Below are 22,244 nucleotides of genomic sequence, written 5' to 3'. Positions count from 1 at the left end.
AAATCATTGAATTCAAAAACGCAGGCGCTAGAGCAATCGGACCACGTCGTTAAACACGGCGAGCACCATCAGCGCTACCAGCAGGCCCAGGCCCGCGCGCTGGGCGAGATCGATCAACCGCTCCGGCAGCGGCCGCCCAGTCAAAACTTCCAGCGAATAATACAGTAAAAGCCCACCATCCAGAACGGGAATTGGTAACAAATTCATCACTCCCAGACTGATGCTGACGAAGGCAATAAAGCTCAGGAAAGGCACCAGGCCGATGCGTGCGGATTGGCCCGCGTAGTCGGCAATTGTGATCGGTCCGGTGACATTGCGCCAGGAGACTTCGCCGGTCAGCATCTTGCCGATCGTCTTCACGGTCAGCACGCTCGTATCCCAGGTTTTGCCGGCCGCGTGGCCGAGCGCCGTGAACGGGCCCTGCGGCAGGGTCAGCATCTCGGGCATCAAGGAGACTTCGGTGCGGATGCGGCCGACATTGTCCTTGGGGTCGCGCTCGGGCCGCACGGTGACGGCGAAGGGGCTGCCCTGGCGGATGCCGATCACGGTCAGGTCGCGCTCGGGATTGGCGCGGATCGTTTCAACGAAAGCCAGGCCGTCGATCATATGCACGCCGTCGATGCTGTCGATCAGGTCGCCTTCGCGCAGACCGGCGCGCGCGGCGGCCCCGTCCGGCAGCACCTTGGTCAGCACGGCCGGCGGGCGCGCGATGGCCAGGCCCAGCTTGGCGCTGATGTCGCTTTCGAGGTCGGCGGTGGCAAGCTGGCTGCTGTCGAAGGCATAGCTGTAGTGGCCGCTACCGGGACGCTCGATCTCGATGCGCGCCCCGCCCTTTTCCAGGGCCGCCTGGACCAGCTGGAAACGCAGTTCGGACCAGACCCGCACCGGATGGCCATTGACGGAGACAATCTGGTCGCCGCCGCGCAGGCCGGCCTGCCAGGCCGGGGTGTTCTCGGCCATCGCGCGGATGCGGGTCGCGGGCTCGGCTACACCGACCATGAAAATCACGCTCAGCAGCACGATCGCCAGCAGGAAGTTGGCGAGCGGGCCGGCCGCCACGATGGCGATGCGCTGCCACACGCTTTTCTGGGTGAATTCCCGCCCTTCATCGGCGGGCGCCAGGGCCAGCTCGGGCGACTCGCGCCGGTCGAGCATCTTCACGTAGCCGCCCAACGGCAGGGCCGACAGCACCCATTCGGTCTGGTCTTTGCCCAGCCGGCGCGACCACACAACCTTGCCCATGCCAATCGAAAAACGCAGCACCTTCACGCCGCACAGGCGCGCCACCGTGTAATGCCCCAGTTCATGGAACAGGATCAGCGGCCCCAGTGCGGCCACAAAGGCCAGCACGGTCAGCAGCAGATTCATCGTGCGATCCCGGCGATCTGGGCCAAGGCCGCCTCACGCGCCAGCGCATCCTGGGCCAGCACGGCCTCGATGCTGCTGGCCTCGCCATGCGGCAGGCGCGCCATGACGGCCTCGATCACGCGGTCGATGTCGCGAAAACCGATGCGCAGATCGAGGAAGGCGGCCACCGCCACTTCGTTCGCGGCATTCAGGATGGCCGGGGCGGTGCCGCCCGCGCGCAGGGCCTCGAAGGCCAGGCGCAGACAGGGGAAGCGCGCCAGGTCGGGCTGCTCGAACTGCAGGCTGCCGATCTGGGTCAGGTCGAGCTGGGCCACGCCGGAGGCGATGCGCTCGGGGAAGGACAGCGCGTGCGCAATCGGGGTGCGCATATCGGGGTTGCCGAGTTCGGCAATGACCGAGCCGTCCGTGTAAGACACCATCGAGTGGATCACCGACTGCGGGTGGATCACGACTTCGATCTGGTCCGCGCCGGCGCCGAACAGCCAGTGCGCCTCGATCACTTCGAGGCCCTTGTTCATCATCGTAGCGGAGTCGACCGAAATCTTGCGCCCCATGCTCCAGTTCGGATGCTTGCAAGCTTCGTCCGGGGTCACGGCTTCCAGACTGTCGAGGCTGCGGGTGCGGAACGGGCCGCCCGAGGCCGTCAGCAGGATCTTGGCCACGCCGGCGGCCAGGGGTTCGCGCACGTAATTGGCCGGCAGGCACTGGAAGATGGCATTGTGTTCGCTGTCGATCGGCAGCAGCGTCGCGCCGTGGGCCGCCACCGTGTCCATGAACAGCTGGCCCGACATGACCAGTGCCTCCTTGTTCGCCAGCAGCACTTTCTTGCCGGCGCGCGCCGCGGCCAGGGTCGGGGCCAGACCGGCTGCGCCGACGATGGCCGCCATCACGGTATCCGTGTGGTCGCTGGCCGAGACGGCGCACAGGGCCGCTTCGCCGTAGCTGACTTCGGTGTGCACGCCCCTCTCGCGCAGCAGGCGCGTCAGCTGCAGGGCCGCGTCGGCGCTGCCGACCACGGCGTGCTGGGGCCGGAAGCGCGCGCACTGCGCCGCCAGTTCGGCCACGCGCCCGTGGGCGGTCAGGGCAAAGACTTGAAAACGGTCGGGGTGGCGGGCGATGACGTCGAGCGTGGACACGCCGATGGAGCCAGTGGCGCCAAGAATGGTGATGCGTTGCATGGTCTTGCTCCTGCGCTTAGAGCCAGGTCGTGATCAGGGCCGCCATAGGAAGCACGGGAATCAGGGCATCGATACGGTCCAGCACGCCACCGTGGCCGGGCAGCAGACTGCTGCTGTCCTTGCGGCCGGCGCGGCGCTTGAGCTGGGATTCGAACAGGTCGCCGGCGACCGAAAACGCCACCAGCAGGCTGAGTACGCCAACCAGGCCGATCCAGCCCCAGGCCGCCTGCAGGCGGACCACGAAACTGTCGGCCAGCAGCGTGCCGCCGAACAGCACGGTCGCGACGGCCAGCACCAGCACGATCAGCAGGCCGCCGATCGCGCCTTCCCAGGACTTGCCCGGCGAGATAGACGGGGCCAGCTTGCGCTTGCCGAAAGCCTTGCCGGAGAAATAGGCGCCGATGTCAGCCGCCCACACGATCACCATCACCGACAACAGGTACAGCGAGGAATGCTGGAACAGGGCGATGATGGCGAGGAAGCAGCCGACCAGGGCGAAGAAATAGAAGATGCTCAGCAGCGTATTGGCGAAGCTCTTGAAGGCCGGCAGGCCAATCGCCAGCGAGGGCGTGAACTTCATCAGCCAAAGGAAAGCGGCCAGGCCCATCGCGAACTGCGGATTGCTCGGATGCAGAAAGCCGACGTAGACGAAGAAGGCCGCGGCCAGCGCGAAATTGATCACCCCCATGAGGGGCGTGTCCTGCTCGGGACGGAACAGGCGCATGGTTTCCCACACGGCCGCGCCGAACAGAGCCGTCACGACCACGGCAAACGCCAGCGTATGGTGCAGGTAAAGGATAGGCAGCAGAATGGCCAGCAGGCCCAGGGCCGTGATCACACGCGTTTTCAGCATCAGTTCGGGTCCCCGGCAAGCTGGGCGCTGGTGCGGCCGAAGCGCCGCTCGCGCTGCTGGTAGGATGCGATGGCGGCGTCGAGCGCGGCGCCATCGAAATCCGGCCAATAGGTGTCGGTGAAGTAGAGCTCGGTGTAAGCGAGCTGCCACAGCAGGTAATTGGAAATGCGCTGTTCGCCTCCGGTGCGGATGAACAGATCGGGCTCGGGCGCATAGGCCATGGCCAGATGCGGCGCCAGCATGTCCTCGGTGTAGTCGTGCACGCCCGGGTTGGCCGCCACCATCTTGCTGGCGGCCTGGGTGATGTCCCAGCGCCCGCCGTAGTTGGCGCAGACGGTCACGGTCAGACCCGTATTGTTCGCGGTTTTGCGCTCGGCCTCGGCGATCAGGCGCTGCAGCTCGGCCGAGAAACGGCTGAGGTCGCCAACGACCTTGAGGCGGATGTTATTGGCGTGCATCTTCACGACCTCGCGCTCGAGGGCCGTGACAAACAGGCGCATCAGCAGGGAGACTTCCTCCTCGGGCCGGCGCCAGTTTTCCGACGAAAACGCAAACAGGGTCAGGTAGCCGATGCCGCGCTGCACGCAGGCTTCGACGATGGTGCGGACGGCCTCCACCCCCTTCATGTGGCCGGCCACGCGCGGCAGCAGCCGCTTGGTGGCCCAGCGTCCATTGCCATCCATGATGATGGCGAGGTGGCGCGGCACCCGCGTCACCTCGGGCACGTCCGCAGTCGAACTCTTGAAAATCATAAAAGGGCTGGCCTCAGACGGTCAGCACATCCTTTTCTTTTTCGGCGATGACTTTGTCGATTTCGGCGACAAACTTGTCGGTCAGCTTCTGGATGTCATCGTTCGAACGGCGCTCGTCGTCTTCCGAGCAGGCCTTGTCCTTCACCATCTTCTTGGCCTGTTCATTGGCGTCGCGGCGGATATTGCGGATCGCCACCTTGGCGTCCTCGCCTTCGCTCTTGACCAGCTTGACCATTTCCTTGCGGCGTTCTTCGGTCAGCGGCGGGGTCGGCACGCGGATCAGTTCGCCGACGGTGGCCGGGTTCAGGCCCAGGTCCGACTCGCGGATGGCTTTCTCAATCGGGGCCAGCATTTTCTTTTCCCACGGCTGCACGCCGATCGTGCGGGCGTCCAGCAGGGTCAGGTTGGCCACGCCCGACAGCGGGGTCGGGGTGCCGTAATAGTCGACCGTCACATGGTCGAGGATGCCCACGTGGGCACGGCCGGTACGCACCTTGGCCAGGTTGGTTTTCAGGGTCTCGATCGACTTGAGCATCTTTTGCTCAGCATTCTTTTTCACGTCAGCGAGAGACATGGCTTGCTCCTGTGTCTGGGAATTCTCTTGGGTTAAACGTGCACCAGTGTACCTTCATCTTCGCCCATGACGACCCGCTTGAGGGCGCCCGGTTTGACGATGGAGAACACCTTGATCGGCAGTTTCTGATCGCGGCACAGCGCGAAGGCGGTCGCGTCCATCACCTGCAGATGCTTGGCGATGGCTTCATCGAAGCTGATCTTCTCATAGCGGGTGGCGTTCGGGTCCTTCTTCGGATCGGCAGTATACACACCGTCGACCTTGGTGGCCTTGAGCACGATTTCGGCGCTCATTTCCGAGCCGCGCAGCGCGGCTGCGGTATCGGTCGTGAAGAAGGGATTGCCGGTGCCGGCGGCGAAGATGACGACCTTGCCCTCTTCCAGGTACTGCAGGGCCTTGGGACGCACATAGGGCTCGACCACCTGCTCGATGGCAATGGCCGACATCACGCGTGCCGTCACGCCCACATGGCGCATGGCGTCGGCCAGCGCGAGGGCGTTCATCACGGTGGCCAGCATGCCCATGTAGTCGGCGGTGGCGCGGTCCATGCCCTGGGCGCCCGGGGCCACACCGCGGAAGATGTTGCCGCCGCCGATGACCACGGCCACTTCCACGCCCAGCTGCGCCACCTCGGCCACGTCCTTGACCATGCGCTCGATCGTGCCGCGGTTGATGCCGTAAGCATCCTCACCCATCAGCGCTTCGCCGGACAGTTTCAGAAGTACACGTTTGTAGGCAGGCTTGGTCATGGATGGGCTCCTGGTTGGCTGGATGAAGGGTGAAACCGGGCGGGAGGCCCCGCCCTTAAAAAAACGGGCCTTGCGGCCCGCTTTCTTTACGCTTGCTTCGAAGCGGCCATTTGCGCGGCCACTTCAGCAGCAAAGTCGTCGACTTTCTTCTCGATGCCCTCGCCCACCACGTACAGGGTGAAGGATTTCACCGCGGCGTTGTTGGCTTTGAGCATCTGCTCGATGGTCTGCTTGTCGTTCTTCACGAAAGCCTGGTTCAGCAGCGAGACTTCTTTCAGGTACTTGGCGACGGCGCCGTCGATACGTTTGGCGACGATCTCGGCCGATTGCGGCTGCTTGCCTTCGGCGACGGCCTTGTCGGCGTCTTCCTTGGCTTTGGCGGCGGCGACCGAGCGCTCTTTTTCGATCAGGTCGGCCGGCACTTGTTCAGCCGACAGCGACACCGGTTTCATGGCGGCCACGTGCATGGCGACGTCTTTACCGACTTGCTCGTCGGCGCCGTCGAATTCGACGATCACGCCGATCTTGGTGCCGTGCAGGTAGGAAGCCAGCTTGCCGGTGGTTTCGAAGCGCTTGAAGCGGCGGAAGGACATGTTCTCACCGATCTTGCCGACCAGGGCGGCGCGCACTTCTTCCAGGGTCTGACCATTGCCGGCCGGCAGAGCGCCGAGGGCGGCCAGGTCGGCCGGGTTGTGCTCGGCGACCAGCTTGGCGGCCAGGCTGGCCATGGCCAGGAAGTCGTCGTTCTTGGCCACGAAGTCGGTTTCCGAGTTGACTTCAACCAGGGCGCCGACGCTGCCATTGATGGCGGCGGCGACCACACCTTCCGCGGTCACGCGGGCCGAAGCCTTGGCAGCCTTGCCGCCCAGCTTGACACGCAGGATCTCTTCGGCCTTGGCCATGTCGCCGTCGGCTTCGGTCAGGGCTTTTTTGCACTCCATCATCGGGGCGTCGGTCTTGGCGCGCAGTTCGCCCACCATTGCTGCAGTAATAGCTGCCATCTGTATTCTCCTAAATCGTTAATTCGCGTATTCGGCTTAAAAAAAAGGGACAGCGACTGCTACCCCTTTTCGCGCAGGGCGGGCCGCAGCCCGCCAGTCTGCATTAGGCGTTCTCGGACACTTCCACGAAGTCGTCGCCCGATGCTTTGACGGCTTCGACGATTTCCTTGGCGGCGTTGGCACGGCCTTCCAGGATGGCGTCAGCCACGCCGCGGGCGTACAGGGTGATGGCTTTCGACGAGTCATCGTTACCCGGGATGACGTACTGCACACCTTCCGGCGAGTGGTTGGTATCGACCACACCGATCACGGGGATGCCCAGTTTGCCAGCTTCGGTCACGGCGCCTTTGTGGTAGCCCACGTCCACCACGAAGATGGCGTCGGGGATGCCGCCCATGTCCTTGATGCCGCCGATCGATTTCTGCAGCTTGGCCAGTTCACGGGTGAACATCAGGGCTTCTTTTTTCGACAGCTTGGAGACCGAACCGTCTTCCACGGCGGCTTCCATGTCTTTCAGACGCTTGAGCGAGGTCTTGATGGTCTTGAAGTTGGTCAGCATGCCGCCCAGCCAACGCTGGTCCACGAAGGGCACGCCGGCGCGCTGCGCTTCAGCGGCAATGATGTCGCGCGCTTGACGCTTGGTGCCGACCATCAGGATGGTGCCGCGCTGAGCAGCAACTTGCTTGATGGCTTTCATCGCATCCTGATACATCGCCATGGTTTTTTCCAGGTTGATGATGTGGATCTTGTTGCGATGACCAAAGATGTACGGACCCATCTTCGGGTTCCAGAAACGGGTTTGGTGGCCAAAGTGGACACCGGCTTCGAGCATTTCACGCATCGTGACGGACATACTGTTCTCCAGGGTTGGGTCTGGAATCCGGTCAGTCACCATTCAGGCACCCTATGCGACCGGATTCGCGATTTACAAAAAGTAGCATTGCAGGGATAGCTATCCAAGCAACCCGAGATTCTACTATGGACCACCGGTCTTTGGCAAGGAATGCCCCACGTACGCCCTCTGGGTCGGCTATAATCCGTCTATTGAACGATTTGCTACCAGCGAGCCCCCATGTCTGATATCTCCATCAAAACCCCCGCCGACATCGAAGGCATGCGCCTGGCCGGCCGCCTCGGTTCCGAGGTGCTGGACTACATCACCCCCTTCGTCAAGGCCGGCGTGACCACCGGCGAGCTCGACCGCCTGTGCCACGAATACATGGAAAAGGTGCAAGGCACGATTCCCGCCCCGCTCAACTACTGCCCGCCTGGCTACACGCCCTACCCCAAGGCCATCTGCACCTCGGTCAACGACGTCATCTGCCACGGCATCCCGGGCGACAAGGTGCTCAAAAATGGCGACATCGTCAATCTTGACATTACCGTCATCAAGGATGGCTACCACGGCGACAACAGCCGCATGTTCCTGATCGGCGAGCCTTCGCTGCTGGCCAAGCGCCTGTCCGACATCACCTACGAATGCATGTGGCTGGGCATCGCCCAGGTCAAGCCGGGCAAGCGCCTGGGCGATATCGGCTGGGCCATCCAGCAGCACGCGCACAAGCACGGCTTCTCGGTCGTGCGCGAGTTCTGCGGCCACGGCATCGGCAAAGTCTTCCACGAGGAACCGCAGATTCTGCACTACGGCCAGCCGAACACGGGCGAAGTGCTCAAGCCCGGCATGATCTTCACAATCGAGCCGATGATCAATGCCGGCCGCCGCGAGATCCGCGAAATGAACGACGGCTGGACCATCAAAACCAAGGACCGCAGCCTGTCCGCCCAATGGGAGCACACGGTGCTGGTCACCGAGACCGGCTACGAAGTGCTGACCCTGTCGGCCGGCTCGCCGCCGCCGCCGGCCTTCATCACGGGTAGCCAAGCGGCGGCCTGAGCATGACGCTGCCCGCGCCCAAGCCCGCACTGCGCGATCAGCTCAAGCAACAGCTCAAGGCCGACCGCCAGCATCTGTTCGCCCTGTTCCGCGAGGACGGCAAGCCGGAGAAACTGCTGCGCGGGCTGCGCCAGAGCGTCGACATGGCGCTCACCTCGGCCTGGCAGCAGGCCGGCCTGCCCGCCAATGCGGCCCTGGTGGCCGTGGGCGGCTACGGGCGCGGCGAACTGTTCCCGTTTTCCGATGTCGATGTCCTCGTACTGCTCGGCCAAGCGCCCGACGCGGCCACCACCGGCAAGCTCGAAGATTTCGTCCAGCTGCTGTGGGATCTGGGACTGGACGTCGGCCACAGCATCCGCACGGTGGACGAATGCCTGAGCGAATCGGCGGCCGACATCACCGTCCAGACCAGCTTGCTGGAAGCGCGCCTGATCACCGGCAGCCTGCCCCTGTTCGCCCAGCTGCAGGAGCGCTACCACGCGGCCCTGAACCCGCAGGCCTTCTTCCACGCCAAGACCTCGGAAATGCGCCAGCGCCACGTCAAGTACGAGGACACGCCGTTTTCTCTCGAGCCGAACTGCAAGGAAAGCCCGGGCGGCCTGCGCGACCTGCAAGTGATCCTATGGGTGGCCAAGGCGGCCGGCCTCGGCAACAGCTGGGCCAGCCTCGCCACGCGCGGCCTGATCACGCGCACCGAGGCGCGCCAGCTGATGGAAAAAGAGCGCGCCTTCAAGGACATCCGCATCCGCCTGCACCTGCAGGCCAACCGGCGCGAGGACCGGCTGCTGTTCGACATCCAGACGCCGATTGCCGAAACCCTCGGCCTGAGCGCGACCGGCAGCGGCCCGAACATGCGGCGCGCCAGCGAATACCTGATGCAGCGCTACTACTGGGCCGCCAAGACCGTCTATCAGCTCAACACCATCCTGCTGCAGAACATCGAAGCCTGGCTGTTCCCGCAGCCGGCCGTGCCCAAGCCGATCAATGCCCGTTTCAACGAGATCAACGGCTTCATCGACATGGCCAGCGAAGACGTGTTCGAGAAATACCCGTCGGCCCTGCTCGAAGTCTTCCTGCTGATGACCCAGCGGCCCGATATCAAGGAGATGACGGCCCGCACCATGCGCGCGCTCTGGCATGCGCGCTTCCACATGGATGTGGATTTCCGCGAGGACCCCGTCAACAAGCAGCTGTTCCTGCAGATCATGCAGGCGCCGCAAGGCATCCTGCACGCGCTGCGGCGCATGAATAATCTGTCGATTCTGGGCCGCTACATCCCGGCCTTCCGGCGCATCGTCGGACAGATGCAACACGATTTGTTTCATGTATACACCGTCGACCAGCACATCATGATGGTGGTGCGCAACGTGCGGCGCTTCACGATGAGCGAGCACGCGCACGAGTACCCGTTCTGCAGCCAGCTGATGGCCAATTTCGCCCAGCCCTGGCTGCTCTATCTGGCCGCCCTGTTCCATGACATCGGCAAAGGCCGCGGCGGCGACCACTCCAAGCTCGGCGCCGTCGATGCGGCCGAGTTCTGCCGCGACCACGGCCTGAGCACCGAGGACAGCGCCCTCGTCACCTTCCTGGTCGAGCAGCACCTGACCATGTCCACCGTGGCCCAGAAGCAGGACCTGTCCGACCCCGACGTGATCGCCGCCTTCGCCCGCACCGTGCGCGACGAGCGCCACCTGACGGCCCTGTACCTGCTGACGGTGGCCGATATCCGCGGCACCAGCCCCAAGGTCTGGAACGCCTGGAAGGCCAAGCTGCTGGAAGACCTGTACCGGATGACTCTGCGCGTGCTCGGCGGCGAGCAGCCGTCGGCCGACCGCGAGCTGAAGAACCGCCAGGCCGAGGCGATCGCCACGCTGCGCCTGTTCGGCCTCGATGCGCACGCCCACGAAGCGCTGTGGAAGCAGCTCGACGTCGCCTACTTCCTGCGCCACGACGCCGCCGACATCGCCTGGCACGCGCGCTGCTTCTACCAGCAGGTCGACACCCCGACGCCGCTGGTCAAATGCCGGCTCGCACCGATTGGCGAAGGCCTGCAGGTAGCCGTCTACACGCCCGACCAGCCCGATCTGTTCGCGCGCATCTGCAGCTATTTCGACCGCAAGAACTTCAGCATTCTCGACGCCAAGATCCACACGACGCGGCACGGCTACGGCCTCGACAGCTTTCTCGTGACCGAGGCCAGTTTTTCGAAGAATTACCGCGACATCATCAGCCTGATCGAACATGAGCTGAGTGCCGTGCTGCAGTCGCAGGCGCCGCTGACGCCGCCGACGCGCGGACGCCTGTCGCGCCTGTCGCGCACCTTCCCGATCACGCCGACGGTCGATCTGCGCCCCGACGAACGTGGCCAGTACTACCTGCTGTCGATCGTCGCCAACGACCGCACCGGCCTGCTGTACGCAGTTGCCAATGTACTCAACCGCTACCGCATCAACCTGCACACCGCCAAGGTCATGACCCTGGGCGAGCGCGTCGAAGACGTGTTCCTGGTCGACGGCAGCGCCCTGAACAATCCCCGCACCCAATTGCAGTTTGAAACCGAACTGATCGAAGTCCTGAAAGTATGAGTGAACCCGTCCGCCTGTCGAAACGCATGAGCGAACTGGGCCTGTGCTCGCGCCGCGAAGCCGATGAATGGATCGCGCGCGGCTGGGTCCGGGTCGATGGCCAAGTCATCAGCGAGCTGGGCAGCAAAGTCCTGCCGCACCAGAAAATCACGGTCGAACGCCAGGCCCAGGCCGAGCAGGCCAAGCGCGTGACCATCATCATCAACAAGCCGGTCGGCTACGTGAGCGGCCAGGCCGAGGACGGCTACAAGCCCGCCGTTGTGCTTGTGCGTCCCGAGAACCAATGGCCCGAGGACCCGTCTGACGAGCGCTTCCATCCGACCCAGCTCAAGAGCCTGGTGCCGGCCGGCCGGCTCGACATCGACTCGGTCGGCATGCTGGTGCTGACCCAGGATGGGCGCATCGCCAAGAAGCTGATTGGCCAGGACACCGAGATTGAAAAAGAGTACCTGGTGCGCGTGCAGTACAGCAAACCCGGGCGCCTGCCCGAAGCCGACTTGCGCAAGCTCTGCCACGGCCTCTGGATGGACGGCAAACCGCTATTGCCGGCCAAGGTCAGCTGGCAGAACGAAGACCAGCTGCGATTCATCCTCAAGGAAGGCAAGAAGCGCCAGATCCGCCGCATGTGCGAGATGGTCGGTCTGCGCGTGCTGGGACTCAAGCGCGTGCGCATCGGCCGCGTCAAGCTGGGCGAGCTGCCGACCGGCCAATGGCGCTACCTGCGCCCCGACGAACAATTCTGACCAACAAAATCGAGGTCAGACCCCATTTATCTGCCCGGAAAAAATGGGGTCAGACCCCATTTGTTTGGCGGGCAAGTTAAAGGGCCTGAGGGGCGCTCTCGGCGCGCATGTCGGCCGCGCTGACGGTGCGCAGGACTTCGCCGCCGGGACCGAGAAATTCGACACTGCCGAACACGATCACCAGGGCCACCATCGCTTCATCGCCGACTGCGCGCCACCAATCCGTATTGCCGGGCGGTTCGTAGACATAGTCGCCCGGGCCAATGCGCTCGCCCGTGCATAGCTCGCGATAGCCGCTGAGGTTGTAGGCATGCACGGCCCCAGTGTGGCGATGCAGCGGCATGCGGGTGCCCGGCTCCAGCCGCAGCAGCTCGACAAAACCAGCATCGCCGTCCATCACATGCAGCAGCTTGGAGGACGTGCCGGGGCGGCGCGATGGGACCCAGTCCAGGTCGGCAGAACGGCTCAGGCAGGCGGGCAGGAAGTGGTCGATGGCGCGGTCGCTCATGCAAGTGTCTCCAGACAAGTAGATGCAGAACTGTTACTCTAGCCCCGTTCTGGCACCCTGCGAGCGCCAGTTACGGAGAAGATGATGGCGCCAGTTTTCCCTTTCGAGATCGTGCTGGACCCGGCCGGCAGCCGCCAACTGGCACTGCGCGATGCCTTGCGGCGCGCGATTCTCGACGGCCGCCTGCCGCATGGCAGCGCCCTGCCCGCCAGCCGTCAGGCCGCAAGTAGCCTCGGGCTGTCGCGCAACACCGTGGTGGCCGCCTACGATCTGCTGCTGGCGGAGGGCTATCTGCAGGCGCGCACCAAGGCCCGGCCGATTGTCTCGGGACCGCCGCAGATGGCCGCGCCTACGACGGCGGCACCGCTCGCCGCGCGTCTGATCCAGCCCATCTGGCAGCAGCAAACGGTGCAGGCCGCGACGCCCGGCAACGGCAGCTTCCGCCTCGGCATGCCCGAGCAACGCTATTTTCCCCATGACGTCTGGCGCCGCCTGAGCGCGCGCGCCCAACGCCATTGGGAGAAGACCGGCTTCAGCTATCCCCCTGTTGAAGGGATCGCCAGCCTGCGCGAGGCCATCGCCCAGCATGCGGCGCAGACGCGCGGCGTTGCCTGCCGCCCTTCCGATGTGCTGGTCAGCTGCGGCGCGCAGCAGGCCTTTACCCTGCTCGCGCGAATGCTGGTCAAACCGGGCGAAACCGAGGTGGCGGTCGAAGATCCGGGCTACGGCCCTTTGCGCCAGGCGCTGCTGGCGGCGGGTGCGCGCCTGCGGCCGGTACCGGTCGACGCACATGGCATGCAGATTGAGCACCTGCCAGCGCAGGCCAGGATCATCTGCGTCACGCCCTCGCACCAGTCGCCGATGGGTGTGGTGCTGTCAATGGCGCGCCGCCATGCGCTGCTCGATTGGGCGCGCCAGCATGGCGCCGTGGTCATTGAAGACGATTACGATGGTGAATTCCGCTTCGGCAAGCGTCCGCTCGACGCCCTGCAGACCCTGGACCGCAGCGGCCAGGTGTTCTACGTCGGCACCTTTTCCAAGACGCTGTTCCCCTCGCTGCGGCTCGGCTACATCATCGCACCGCCGTGGGCACAGAACGCCCTCCGCGCGGTCAAGCGCAGTGACGACGGCCACACCGAACTGCACAGCCAACTGGTGCTGGCGGACTTCATCCGCGCCGGCCACATGGCGCGCCACGTACGCCGCATGCAGGCCGTGTACGCCAAGCGGCGCAGTGTGCTGCTGGAGATTCTTGCGCGCGACTTCGACGAGGTCTTCACGATCCTGCCTTCCGAAGCCGGCCTGCACCTGGCCACCCTGCTGCGCGACCCGGCCAGCGCCGCCGCGGTGACCGCCGCCGCCCTGCAGCACACACCGGGCGTCGAGCCCCATGCGGCGAATGCGATTGGCAGCGTCGCGCCCGGCCTCGCGTTTGGCTACGGTGTGATCGACGTCGCCAGCATGCGCCGCCAGCTCAGCCAGCTACGTCTTGCCCTCGAAACAAATGGGGTCTGACCCCGATTTGTTCAGGCGTCAATTTTGTTGGCGGAGGTCTTGCACCAGCGGTATAGGCTGGTCACGAGTGCGGCGCCAACGGCCAGGGCGACCCACATCGCCGTCGCTTCGCCCAGGCCGGTGTCGATGGCCAAGGGCTCGCCCTTGCCGCTCACGACGATCAGGCCCGCCAGGGCGACGTTGAACAGGCTCTCACCGACGATCAAGCCCGACATCACCAGCACCGACAGGCGCACGGCCGCTTCGCCGAAACGCTTGCCTTTCACGGCGCGCTCGAACAGGTAGCCGGTCACGGCGCCCACCACTACCGGCGAAGTCACGCCCGACGGCAGGTAGATGGCGAGACCAACCCCGAGCGGTGGCAGCGAATACTTGCCGCCGCTGAATTTCTTGAGGCTGGCGTCGATGACCACCAGCACCAGACCCAGCAAGGCGCCGTAGCCGACCAGATCCCAGGGCAGCTTGCCGCCGATGACGCCGGTCGCCAGGGTGGAGATCAGCGCGGCCTGGGGCGCGGCCAGCGGCTCCTTCGAAATGGCATTCAGATTCGGGGCACCGGCGAAACCGTTGGCGTGGTTGAGCAGCTCGAGCACGGGCGGAATCACCATCGCGCCGGCAAACACGCCAATCACCAGCGCCACCTGCTGCTTCCACGGCGTGGCGTCGACCAGTTGGCCGGTCTTCAGATCCTGCAGGTTGTCGTTGCCGATCACGGCCACTGCCATCACGACGGTGGTGACGAACAGCGCAAAGGCGACCAGGGCCTTGCTCACGTCCGGCCCGATCATGCCGTGACCGACTGCGCCCACGCTGGCGGCCGCACCGAGAATTGTCAGGATGGCGATGCCGGACACCGGCGAATTCGAGGCGCCGATCAGGCCGGCCATGTAGCCGCACACGGCGGCGGCCATCATCCCGGCAAACAGGATGTAGCCAACGCCGATCAGTACGAGCGCGGGCGTGGCGCTGGCCAGCACCCCATCGCTGAGGAAGGCGGCCAGCAGCCAGCCGGCCGGCACCATCGACAACAGGGTGACGAGGCCGACCACGAAGATCGGCAGGTCTTGCTCAGAACGGGCGAGCTCGGCGCCGCTCTCACGCGCGTGGCGCGCAGCGTTCATGGCGGACTTCAGACCGGCGATCACGGGCTTGCCGAGCGTCGCCAGCGTCACGATCGCCGCTGCGCCGATCACGCCGGCGCCGATCATGCGCACCTGTTTGCTCCAGATGCTGTTGGCCAGATCGGCCGCGGCCAGGGCGGCGTCCGGATGCAGATTCGACAGCATCGGCACCAGCCAGACCCAGGCGATCAGCAGGCCGGCCAGCATGGCCACGCCCACGGTGATGCCCATCAGGTGGCCGGCGCCCAGCAGGGCCAGCGAGGAAATCACGCCCATGCCGGTGGCGCCCGCGCCGATCTTCACATAGGTGGCCATTTCGGCCGCGATCAGCTTGGCGGCACCGGCAGCGGCATAGCCTGCCGAGGCCAGCGCGCCCCAGATGACGGCCCACAGCCCGGCCTTGCCTTCCTGCGCGCCGGCGCGTGTGGCAGTGCCGACCTTCAGCACTTCGGCGGCGGCCACGCCCTCCGGATAGGGCAAGTCGGACTGGGTGACCAGCGCGCGCCGCAGTGGCATCGTGTACATCACGCCGAGCACGCCGCCAATGGCGCAGGCGCCAAAGGTCGGCCAGAACGGCACCTGCACCCACCAGCCGATCATCAGCAGGCCGGGCAGCACAAAGATCACTGACGACAAGGTGCCGGCCGAGGAGGCGATGGTCTGGACGATATTGTTTTCCTGGATCGTCGCGTCGCGGAAGGCGCTCAGCAAGGCCATCGAAATCACGGCGGCCGGGATCGAGGTGGCGAAGGTGAGGCCGACTTTCAGGCCCAGATACACCTGGGCGGCGGTGAACACGAGGGTAATCAGGACGCCGAGCACGACGCCGCGCACGGTAATTTCAACAGGTTGGTGTGGCGTGGAGGACATCCAGACAGCTCCTTAACAGGAAAGCAAAACTGGCGAGGATGGTAGTGCAAGCGCCCCGCCAGCGTCAAACCTTTAATGCTCGTGGCTACGGGGCGCAACGTCGATGATGACGTCGTGGAATTTGTCGAAATTAATCAGGCGTACATCGCCATCGCGTTCGGACAGAATGTCGACGAAGCGGTAGCCCCACATGATCTCTTCCGGCGTGTAAGTGTGGCGGGCATGGACGAAATCGTTGAAGGTGTCGTCGATGCCGGAAATCGACACCATCAGGGTCACGCCTTCCCTGAACAGATCATCGATGTCCTTGCCGTACAAGGGGCTGTTTGCGTCGATCTGGTGCATCACCGTCCAGCTGAGGGCGAAGACGCTGGTGCGGTCGCGCTCGAGCTTCAGGTCGTAGACGCGCGTGTACTCCTGACCCTCGACCGTGGTTTCGCGCTTCACGATCGAGGCTTTCACCTCGGCTTCGAGAATCAGATTATTGCGCTCGTTCCCGGTGCGCACCATCAGGGTCGGCACGCCATTGAACTTGCACACGACGGCCACGCGCGAAAACATGATGCGCGTGGTCGGCCGGGCGAAACGCGAGAACATCAGGCCCGCCACCACGGCCACTTCGGCCATCCCAAGCAGAATTTCGCAGGTGGCGACGATGTGGCCGTACAAGGTGGCCGGATTCATGAAGCCGTAGCCGACCGTCGCCAGGGTTTCGACGGAAAAGAAGAAGTGGTCGAGGAAGACGCCGGCCCGGGCATTGGCCACACTGCCGGGCTGCAACCAGAACAAGGTGGCGAACACCAGATTGGTGCTCACATACAGCAGCAGCACCACGAAAAAGAAGCGCGGCCAGGACATGGCCAGCATCCAGTGGTAGACGTCGTTCCAGTCCCAGGTCTTGCCGCCGACGCGCTTGATCTGGGAATTACCGAAGCGGAAATGGCCATGCCGGTGGCCGTAGGGCGCTTTGCTCATCGTGCCTCCATGGCGCCGTGCAGTCGGTCGAGATGGCGCTCGCGTTCCAGGTCGATCATGTGTTCCGTGCTGCTATCGGGTACGCCCAGCATGCGCAGCACATGGGCCGACAGCTGCAGGCTGGACTCCAGGGTTTCCGGCACCACCAGAGTCGCACCGGCTTCGTGCAGCAGGCGCGCATGGCGTTCGTCGCGGCAGCGGGCGAACACGGGCAGATGCGGATAGCTGGCCCGGATGCCGCGCACGGCGTTCAGGGCCGCGCCCGGGTGGTCCATGGTGAGCACGATGGCGCGGGCGCCGTCGACATGGGCCTTGTGCAGCAAGGCCGCACGGCCGGCGTCGCCAAAATACACGGGCCGGCCGGCCGCGCGCGCCGTCGCCACCAGCTGCGGGTTGCTCTCAAACGCAATATAGGCGATGCCCTGGCGTTCGAGCAGCTGGGCCAGCATCTGGCCGACGCGGCCGAAGCCGGCGATGATCACGCAGCCGGCCGCATCGGCCACCGAGGGCATGTCGGCCGGCGCCTGTTGGCCCGCATCGAGCCTGGCGCCGAGTTTCATGCCCAGGCGTGCCATCAGTGGCGACACCAGCAGGCTGAGGCCGACCACCAGCAGCATGAACTTGCCAGTCGGCTCGGGCAGCAGATGGCGCGTGACGGCCTCGGCCACAACGACGAAGGCGAATTCCCCGCCCTGCCCCATCAGCAGGCCGCCGTGCAGGGCGCGTCCCCAGGACAGGCCGCCGAGCTTCAGCACGCTGCCCAGCGCCAGGGTCTTGATCAGGAAAAGACCAAGCACGGAAAGCGGCAGCAGCAGCGGCGCCGCCAGCACGGCGCGCAGGTCAATCTCCATGCCCACCGACATGAAGAACAGGCCCATCAGCAGGCCCTTGAAGGGCTCGATGGTGATCTCCACCTCGTGCCGGAATTCCGTCTCAGCCAGCAGCAGACCGGCCAACAAAGCGCCGAGCGCCGGCGACAGGCCAGCCTTGGCCGTCAGGGCGGCAATGCCGAGCGTACTCAGCAACGTCAGCGCCATGAACACATCGGGCTGGCGCTGGCGCACGAAATAGGCGAAGGTCGGGCGGATCAGACGGCGGCCGAGCAGATAGATCAGCACGATCGCGCCGACCGATTTAAGCAGGGTCCAGAGCACCAGGCTGCCGAGCCCATCGCCGACGCCGCCGCTGAGCACGCCGATCAGGATCATGATCGGCACCACGGCCAGGTCCTGCAGCATCAGCACCGAGAACACGGCCTGACCCATCGGCGTGGCCAGCAGGCGCGCCTCTTCCATCAGCGGCATAACCATGGCTGTCGAGGACAGACTAAGCACGAGCCCGAGCACGAGCGCGCCGGCCGGCGCATTGCCGAAAGCATAGGCACAGGCGCCGATACCGGCCGCGCCCAGCAGCACCTGGGCCGTGCCGCCGCCGAATACCCAGCGCCGCAGCGACCACAAGCGCTCGGCGGAGAGTTCGAGGCCAATCATGAACATCAGGAAGAGGATGCCGAGCTCGGCCAGCACATCGGCTTCGTCGGGATTGGAGAAGCTCAGCCACTGCAGCACGGGCCAATCGCCGGCCCAGCTACCCAGGCCATGCGGACCGAACACCACGCCAGCGACGAGGAAGCCCAGCACTGGATTGAAACGCAGCCGCTGCAGCAGCGGCACCAGCATGCCGGCCAGGGCCAGGAACAGGAGAATTTCGCCGAGATAGGGGATGGCCTGATGTTCTTCCACGTGGATTCGGTAGAAAAGGGCTGCGAATGCCGCATTCTACCCTGCTGACTCAGTCGTCGGCGATGGTCTGGCCGGGAAAAAGTTCCTCGGTAAAGCCAAACTTAGTGAAGTCCTTGATGCGCGCTGGATAGAGAACCCCGTCGAGGTGATCGACCTCGTGTTGCACCACCCGCGCATGAAAGCCCTCGACGTCGCGCCGGATCGGCTGGCCGTATTGATCCACGCCCTCATAGCGCAGGCGCGTGTAGCGCGGCACGCTGCCGCGCAGGCCGGGCACCGACAGGCAGCCTTCGAAGCCCTCTTCCATCTCGTCCGACAGCGGCGTCAGGATCGGATTGATGAGCACAGTCTCGGGGACTTCGGGCGCTCCCGGATAGCGGCCGTTCTGCTTGAACCCGAAGATCACCAGACGCAGCGGCACGCCGATCTGCGGCGCGGCCAGACCGGCGCCACTGGCCGCCTCCATCGTCTCGAACATGTCAGCGATCAGGGCGTGCAGCTCGGGCACATCGAAACGGGCGATCGGCTGCGACACCTGCAGCAGGCGCGGGTCACCCATGCGAAGAATTTGGCGGACAGTCATCGTTTGCACAAGGCATCAAGGTAAGCGCGGAAGCCGTCCGCGGTTTCGGGGTGTTTGAGGCCGACAGCCGTCATCGCCTGCAGATAGCCGAGCTTGGAGCCGCAGTCGTAGCGCTGTCCCTCGTAACGATAGGCGAGCACGCGCTCCTTGCCCATCAGCGAGGCGATGCCGTCGGTCAGCTGAATCTCGCCGCCCGCCCCTTTGCCCAACTTTTCCAGATGTTCGAAGATGGCGCCGCTGAGAATGTAGCGGCCCACCACGGCCAGCGTCGATGGCGCCAGGTCTGGATGCGGCTTCTCGACGATGCCGTTGACCAGTTCGAGCTGCGGCCGGTATTCGACGGCGCTGACGATGCCATATTGCTTGGTGTTTTCGCGCGGCACATCCTGCACGGCCAGCACGCTGCATTGCTCGTAATCGTAGACTTCGGTCATCTGCGCCAGCACAGGGCGCTGGCCGGCTTCGGTATCCATGAAGTCGTCGGCCAGCAACACAGCAAACGGCTCATCACCGACGATGGGGCGGGCGCACAACACCGCATGGCCGAGGCCCAACGGTTCGGACTGGCGGATGTACATGCAGCTGATGTGCTTGGGAATCACATTGCGCACAAGCTCCAGCAGTTCGTCCTTGCGCGCCGCTTCGAGCTCGGACTCCAGCTCGTAAGCCTTGTCGAAATGGTCTTCGATGGCGCGCTTGTTGCGGCCCGTGATGAAGATCATTTCATTGATGCCCGCGGCCACGGCTTCTTCCACCGCGTACTGGATCAGTGGTTTATCCACGATCGGCAGCATCTCCTTGGGCTGGGCTTTAGTCGCGGGCAGAAAACGGCTGCCGAGCCCGGCGACGGGGAACACGGCCTTGCGAATCTTAGTCATCAAGCATCTCCAGACGAGGGGGACAAGGAAGCCAGCAGGGCCTTCAGACCACCCTCGTCGAGGATGGTGATGCCCAGCTCCTGAGCTTTAGTCAGCTTGCTCCCCGCTTCAGTTCCTGCAACGACGTAATGGGTCTTCTTCGACACGGAACTCGACACCTTGCCGCCAGCCGCCTCGATCAGGGCGCCCGCCTCATCGCGGCTCAGGCTCGGCAAAGTCCCGGTCAGGACGAAGGTCTTGCCGCTCAGGCCGCCCTCGGGCACGGCTGCGCCTTCCGGAATCTTGCTCAGCAGCTCAAGACGCATGGCCTCCAGCGCCTGCACCTGCGCGCGGTGTGCCGCATCCTGCATCCATTGCTCTAGCGACTCGGCGACAGCGGCCGGCAGACCAAATACGTTAAACACTTTCAAGTGGCCAAGCACTTCCAGGCTGACGCCTTCCTCTGCCAACTGGCGGGCGCGCGGCTCGGTCAGCTTCGGAATATTCAGCGCAGCCAGCAGCGGCACGGTGTCGAGCTTCTCGCGCAGCTTGGGTGATGGCGCATGTTCGCCGCTGGGCGCCACTCCGGCGGCCAGCAGCGCGTCGATGGCCTGCTGGTTGCGCTCCTCGGCAAAAAAGTCAGCAATCGACTCGGCCACCACGCCGCCGATATCGGGCAGCACACGCAACACCGCCACCGGCGCACGGCGCACAAGGTCCAGCGAGCCGAGCCAGTCAGCCAGGGTCTTGGCCGTCGATTCGCCCACATGGCGAATGCCGAGCGCAAACAACAGGCGTTCGAGCGGCGGCTGCTTGCTGGCGGCAATGGCGCTCAGCAGATTCTCGGCCCACTTGGTCGCGACCTTGCCTTGGGCCACGGTGTCCGGCGTGCTGCCGTCGCGCTCATCGGCGCGGCGTTTCATGTCTAGCAGCTTGTCGAGGTCGAGCGCATACAGGTCGGCCACGCTGTGCACGATGCCGAATTCGACCAGATTGTCGATATAGCGGTCGCCCAGGCCGTCGATGTCCATCATGCGCCGGCCGGCGAAGTGGGCAATGGCCTCCTTGCGCTGGGCGGAACAGATCAGGCCACCCGAACAACGGGCAATCGCCTCACCCTCCTCGCGCACGACATGCGAGCCGCACACCGGGCACTGGGGCGGCAGCTGCCAGGCAAGCGTGCCCTCGGGCCGGCGTTCCGGCACATGCGACACGACTTCGGGAATCACGTCCCCGGCGCGGCGCACGATCACTGTGTCGCCCACGCGGATATCCTTGCGCCGCACTTCGTCTTCGTTGTGCAGCGTGGCATTGGTCACCGTCACGCCGCCGACGAACACCGGCACCAGCCGCGCCACCGGCGTGATGGCGCCCGTGCGGCCGACCTGGACTTCGATATCCTGCACCACCGTCAGCGCCTCTTCGGCCGGGAACTTGTGGGCGATGGCAAAGCGCGGTGCGCGCGATACGAAGCCCAGCGCGCGCTGATCGGCCAGGCTGTTGACCTTGTAGACGACGCCATCGATGTCATACGCAAGACTGGGGCGGCGCTGGCCGATATCGCGGAAATAATCGAGCATGCCAGCGGCGCCGCGCACCACGCGCCGTTCGCGCGAGACGGGCAGGCCCAGCTTCTCGTACCAGTCGAGCAGGGCCGCATGCGAGGGCGGCAGCTCGCGCCCGTCGAGCGCGCCAATACCGTAAGCGAAAAAGCGCAGGCTGCGCTGGGCCGTGACGCGCGAATCGAGCTGGCGCAGGCTGCCGGCCGCGGCATTACGCGGATTGGCGAATTCCTTCTGACCGGCATCGCGTTGGCGCTGGTTCAGGCGCGCGAAGTCTTCCTTGAACATCAGCACTTCGCCGCGCACTTCGAGCACGGCCGGCACTTCGCTGCCGTGCAATTTCAGCGGAATGGCGCGGATCGTACGGATATTCGCCGTCACATCCTCGCCGGTAGTGCCGTCGCCGCGCGTGGCGGCCTGGACGAACACCCCGTCTTCATAGCGCAGGTTGATGGCCAGTCCGTCGAATTTGAGTTCAGCCGCATACTCGACCTCGAGCCGGTCAAGACCTTCGCGCACGCGGCGGTCGAAATTGTCGATGTCCTCGTCCGAAAACGCATTGTTCAACGACAGCATCGGGACGCTGTGCGTCACCTGCTGGAATTCGGCGATCGGGGTGGCGCCCACGCGCAGGGTGGGCGAATCGAGCGAGGCGGCGGCCGGGTGGCGCGCCTCCAGATCCTGCAATTCCTTGAACAGCTTGTCGTATTCGGCGTCCGGAATGGTCGGCGCGTCGAGCACATGGTAGTTGTAGATGTGGCGGTTGAGCTCTTCGGTCAACCACCGCATGCGTGCCAGATCATCGGCCACAGCC

General features: G+C 64.7%; 19 protein-coding genes. 4 read left to right on the top strand and 15 right to left on the bottom strand.

Annotated features, from left to right (window positions below):
* Positions 1-27: 27 nt before the first annotated feature.
* From rseP to rpsB, 8 genes are all read right to left on the bottom strand, one after another.
* Positions 28-1,368, bottom strand: a complete 1,341-nt coding sequence (gene rseP / locus LZ005_RS07010; RefSeq protein WP_237806066.1) for an RIP metalloprotease RseP — start codon at positions 1,366-1,368, stop codon at positions 28-30.
* Positions 1,365-2,546, bottom strand: coding sequence for a 1-deoxy-D-xylulose-5-phosphate reductoisomerase (gene ispC / locus LZ005_RS07005; protein ID WP_237806064.1), 1,182 nt, complete (start codon positions 2,544-2,546; stop codon positions 1,365-1,367). The genes rseP and ispC overlap by 4 nt, the downstream gene beginning before the upstream one ends.
* A 16-nt stretch (positions 2,547-2,562) precedes the next feature.
* The gene (locus LZ005_RS07000; protein ID WP_237806062.1) at positions 2,563-3,399 is read right to left on the bottom strand and encodes a phosphatidate cytidylyltransferase; all 837 of its coding nucleotides are present in this window, start codon (positions 3,397-3,399) and stop codon (positions 2,563-2,565) included.
* Entirely contained in the window at positions 3,399-4,151 is a 753-nt protein-coding gene (uppS, locus tag LZ005_RS06995; protein ID WP_237806060.1) for a polyprenyl diphosphate synthase, read from the bottom strand. Before uppS ends, LZ005_RS07000 begins: the two co-directional genes overlap by 1 nt.
* A gap of 13 nt (positions 4,152-4,164) precedes the next feature.
* Positions 4,165-4,725 carry a ribosome recycling factor gene (gene frr / locus LZ005_RS06990; RefSeq protein ID WP_237806058.1) on the bottom strand — a complete coding sequence of 187 codons (561 nt, stop codon included), beginning with the start codon at positions 4,723-4,725 and terminating at the stop codon, positions 4,165-4,167.
* 32 nt (positions 4,726-4,757) lie between these two features.
* Entirely contained in the window at positions 4,758-5,474 is a 717-nt protein-coding gene (pyrH, locus tag LZ005_RS06985) for a UMP kinase (protein ID WP_237806056.1), read from the bottom strand.
* Between the two features lie 86 nt (positions 5,475-5,560).
* Entirely contained in the window at positions 5,561-6,475 is a 915-nt protein-coding gene (gene tsf / locus LZ005_RS06980; protein ID WP_237806055.1) for a translation elongation factor Ts, read from the bottom strand.
* Between the two features lie 103 nt (positions 6,476-6,578).
* Entirely contained in the window at positions 6,579-7,328 is a 750-nt protein-coding gene (rpsB, locus tag LZ005_RS06975; protein ID WP_237806053.1) for a 30S ribosomal protein S2, read from the bottom strand.
* 219 nt (positions 7,329-7,547) lie between these two features.
* On the opposite strand from rpsB, the gene map reads away from it, so the two are divergent.
* Genes map through LZ005_RS06960 form a run of 3 tightly spaced genes read left to right on the top strand, consistent with a single transcriptional unit; the run spans position 7,548 to position 11,697 of the window.
* Positions 7,548-8,369: a type I methionyl aminopeptidase gene (gene map / locus LZ005_RS06970; protein ID WP_237806051.1), complete on the top strand. Its 822-nt coding sequence runs from the start codon at positions 7,548-7,550 to the stop codon at positions 8,367-8,369.
* 2 nt (positions 8,370-8,371) lie between these two features.
* Positions 8,372-10,954, top strand: a complete 2,583-nt coding sequence (locus LZ005_RS06965; protein WP_237806049.1) for a [protein-PII] uridylyltransferase — start codon at positions 8,372-8,374, stop codon at positions 10,952-10,954.
* Complete coding sequence (locus LZ005_RS06960) at positions 10,951-11,697, top strand: pseudouridine synthase (protein WP_237806047.1); 747 nt, start codon at positions 10,951-10,953, stop codon at positions 11,695-11,697. The genes LZ005_RS06965 and LZ005_RS06960 overlap by 4 nt, the downstream gene beginning before the upstream one ends.
* Positions 11,698-11,773: 76 nt before the next feature.
* Here the strand turns inward: LZ005_RS06960 and LZ005_RS06955 are convergent, their stop codons facing one another.
* On the bottom strand, positions 11,774-12,205 hold the full coding sequence (locus LZ005_RS06955; RefSeq protein WP_237806044.1) for a cupin domain-containing protein: 432 nt from the start codon (positions 12,203-12,205) through the stop codon (positions 11,774-11,776).
* Positions 12,206-12,289: 84 nt separating this feature from the next.
* On the opposite strand from LZ005_RS06955, the gene LZ005_RS06950 reads away from it, so the two are divergent.
* Positions 12,290-13,720, top strand: coding sequence for a PLP-dependent aminotransferase family protein (locus LZ005_RS06950; RefSeq protein ID WP_237806042.1), 1,431 nt, complete (start codon positions 12,290-12,292; stop codon positions 13,718-13,720).
* An 11-nt stretch (positions 13,721-13,731) separates the two neighbouring features.
* On the opposite strand, the gene LZ005_RS06945 is transcribed toward LZ005_RS06950, so the two are convergent.
* The 6 genes from LZ005_RS06945 to ligA all read right to left on the bottom strand — a co-directional run bounded on the left by LZ005_RS06945 (position 13,732) and on the right by ligA (position 22,219).
* Positions 13,732-15,711 carry an OPT family oligopeptide transporter gene (locus tag LZ005_RS06945; protein ID WP_237806040.1) on the bottom strand — a complete coding sequence of 660 codons (1,980 nt, stop codon included), beginning with the start codon at positions 15,709-15,711 and terminating at the stop codon, positions 13,732-13,734.
* A gap of 72 nt (positions 15,712-15,783) precedes the next feature.
* Positions 15,784-16,686, bottom strand: a complete 903-nt coding sequence (locus tag LZ005_RS06940; RefSeq protein WP_237806039.1) for an ion channel — start codon at positions 16,684-16,686, stop codon at positions 15,784-15,786.
* The gene (locus LZ005_RS06935) at positions 16,683-18,428 is read right to left on the bottom strand and encodes a cation:proton antiporter (protein ID WP_237806037.1); all 1,746 of its coding nucleotides are present in this window, start codon (positions 18,426-18,428) and stop codon (positions 16,683-16,685) included. Before LZ005_RS06935 ends, LZ005_RS06940 begins: the two co-directional genes overlap by 4 nt.
* A gap of 49 nt (positions 18,429-18,477) precedes the next feature.
* Entirely contained in the window at positions 18,478-19,011 is a 534-nt protein-coding gene (gene def, locus LZ005_RS06930; RefSeq protein WP_237806035.1) for a peptide deformylase, read from the bottom strand.
* The gene (gene galU, locus LZ005_RS06925; protein WP_237806034.1) at positions 19,008-19,889 is read right to left on the bottom strand and encodes a UTP--glucose-1-phosphate uridylyltransferase GalU; all 882 of its coding nucleotides are present in this window, start codon (positions 19,887-19,889) and stop codon (positions 19,008-19,010) included. Before galU ends, def begins: the two co-directional genes overlap by 4 nt.
* On the bottom strand, positions 19,889-22,219 hold the full coding sequence (ligA, locus tag LZ005_RS06920) for an NAD-dependent DNA ligase LigA (RefSeq protein WP_237806033.1): 2,331 nt from the start codon (positions 22,217-22,219) through the stop codon (positions 19,889-19,891). Before ligA ends, galU begins: the two co-directional genes overlap by 1 nt.
* Between the last annotated feature and the right edge of the window lie 25 nt (positions 22,220-22,244).

The organism is Massilia sp. TS11, from assembly GCF_022012445.1.
GTDB lineage: Bacteria > Pseudomonadota > Gammaproteobacteria > Burkholderiales > Burkholderiaceae_D > Telluria.
Note: the sequence above shows the minus strand (reverse complement) of the source record. Positions and strands in the feature narration are given on the sequence as shown.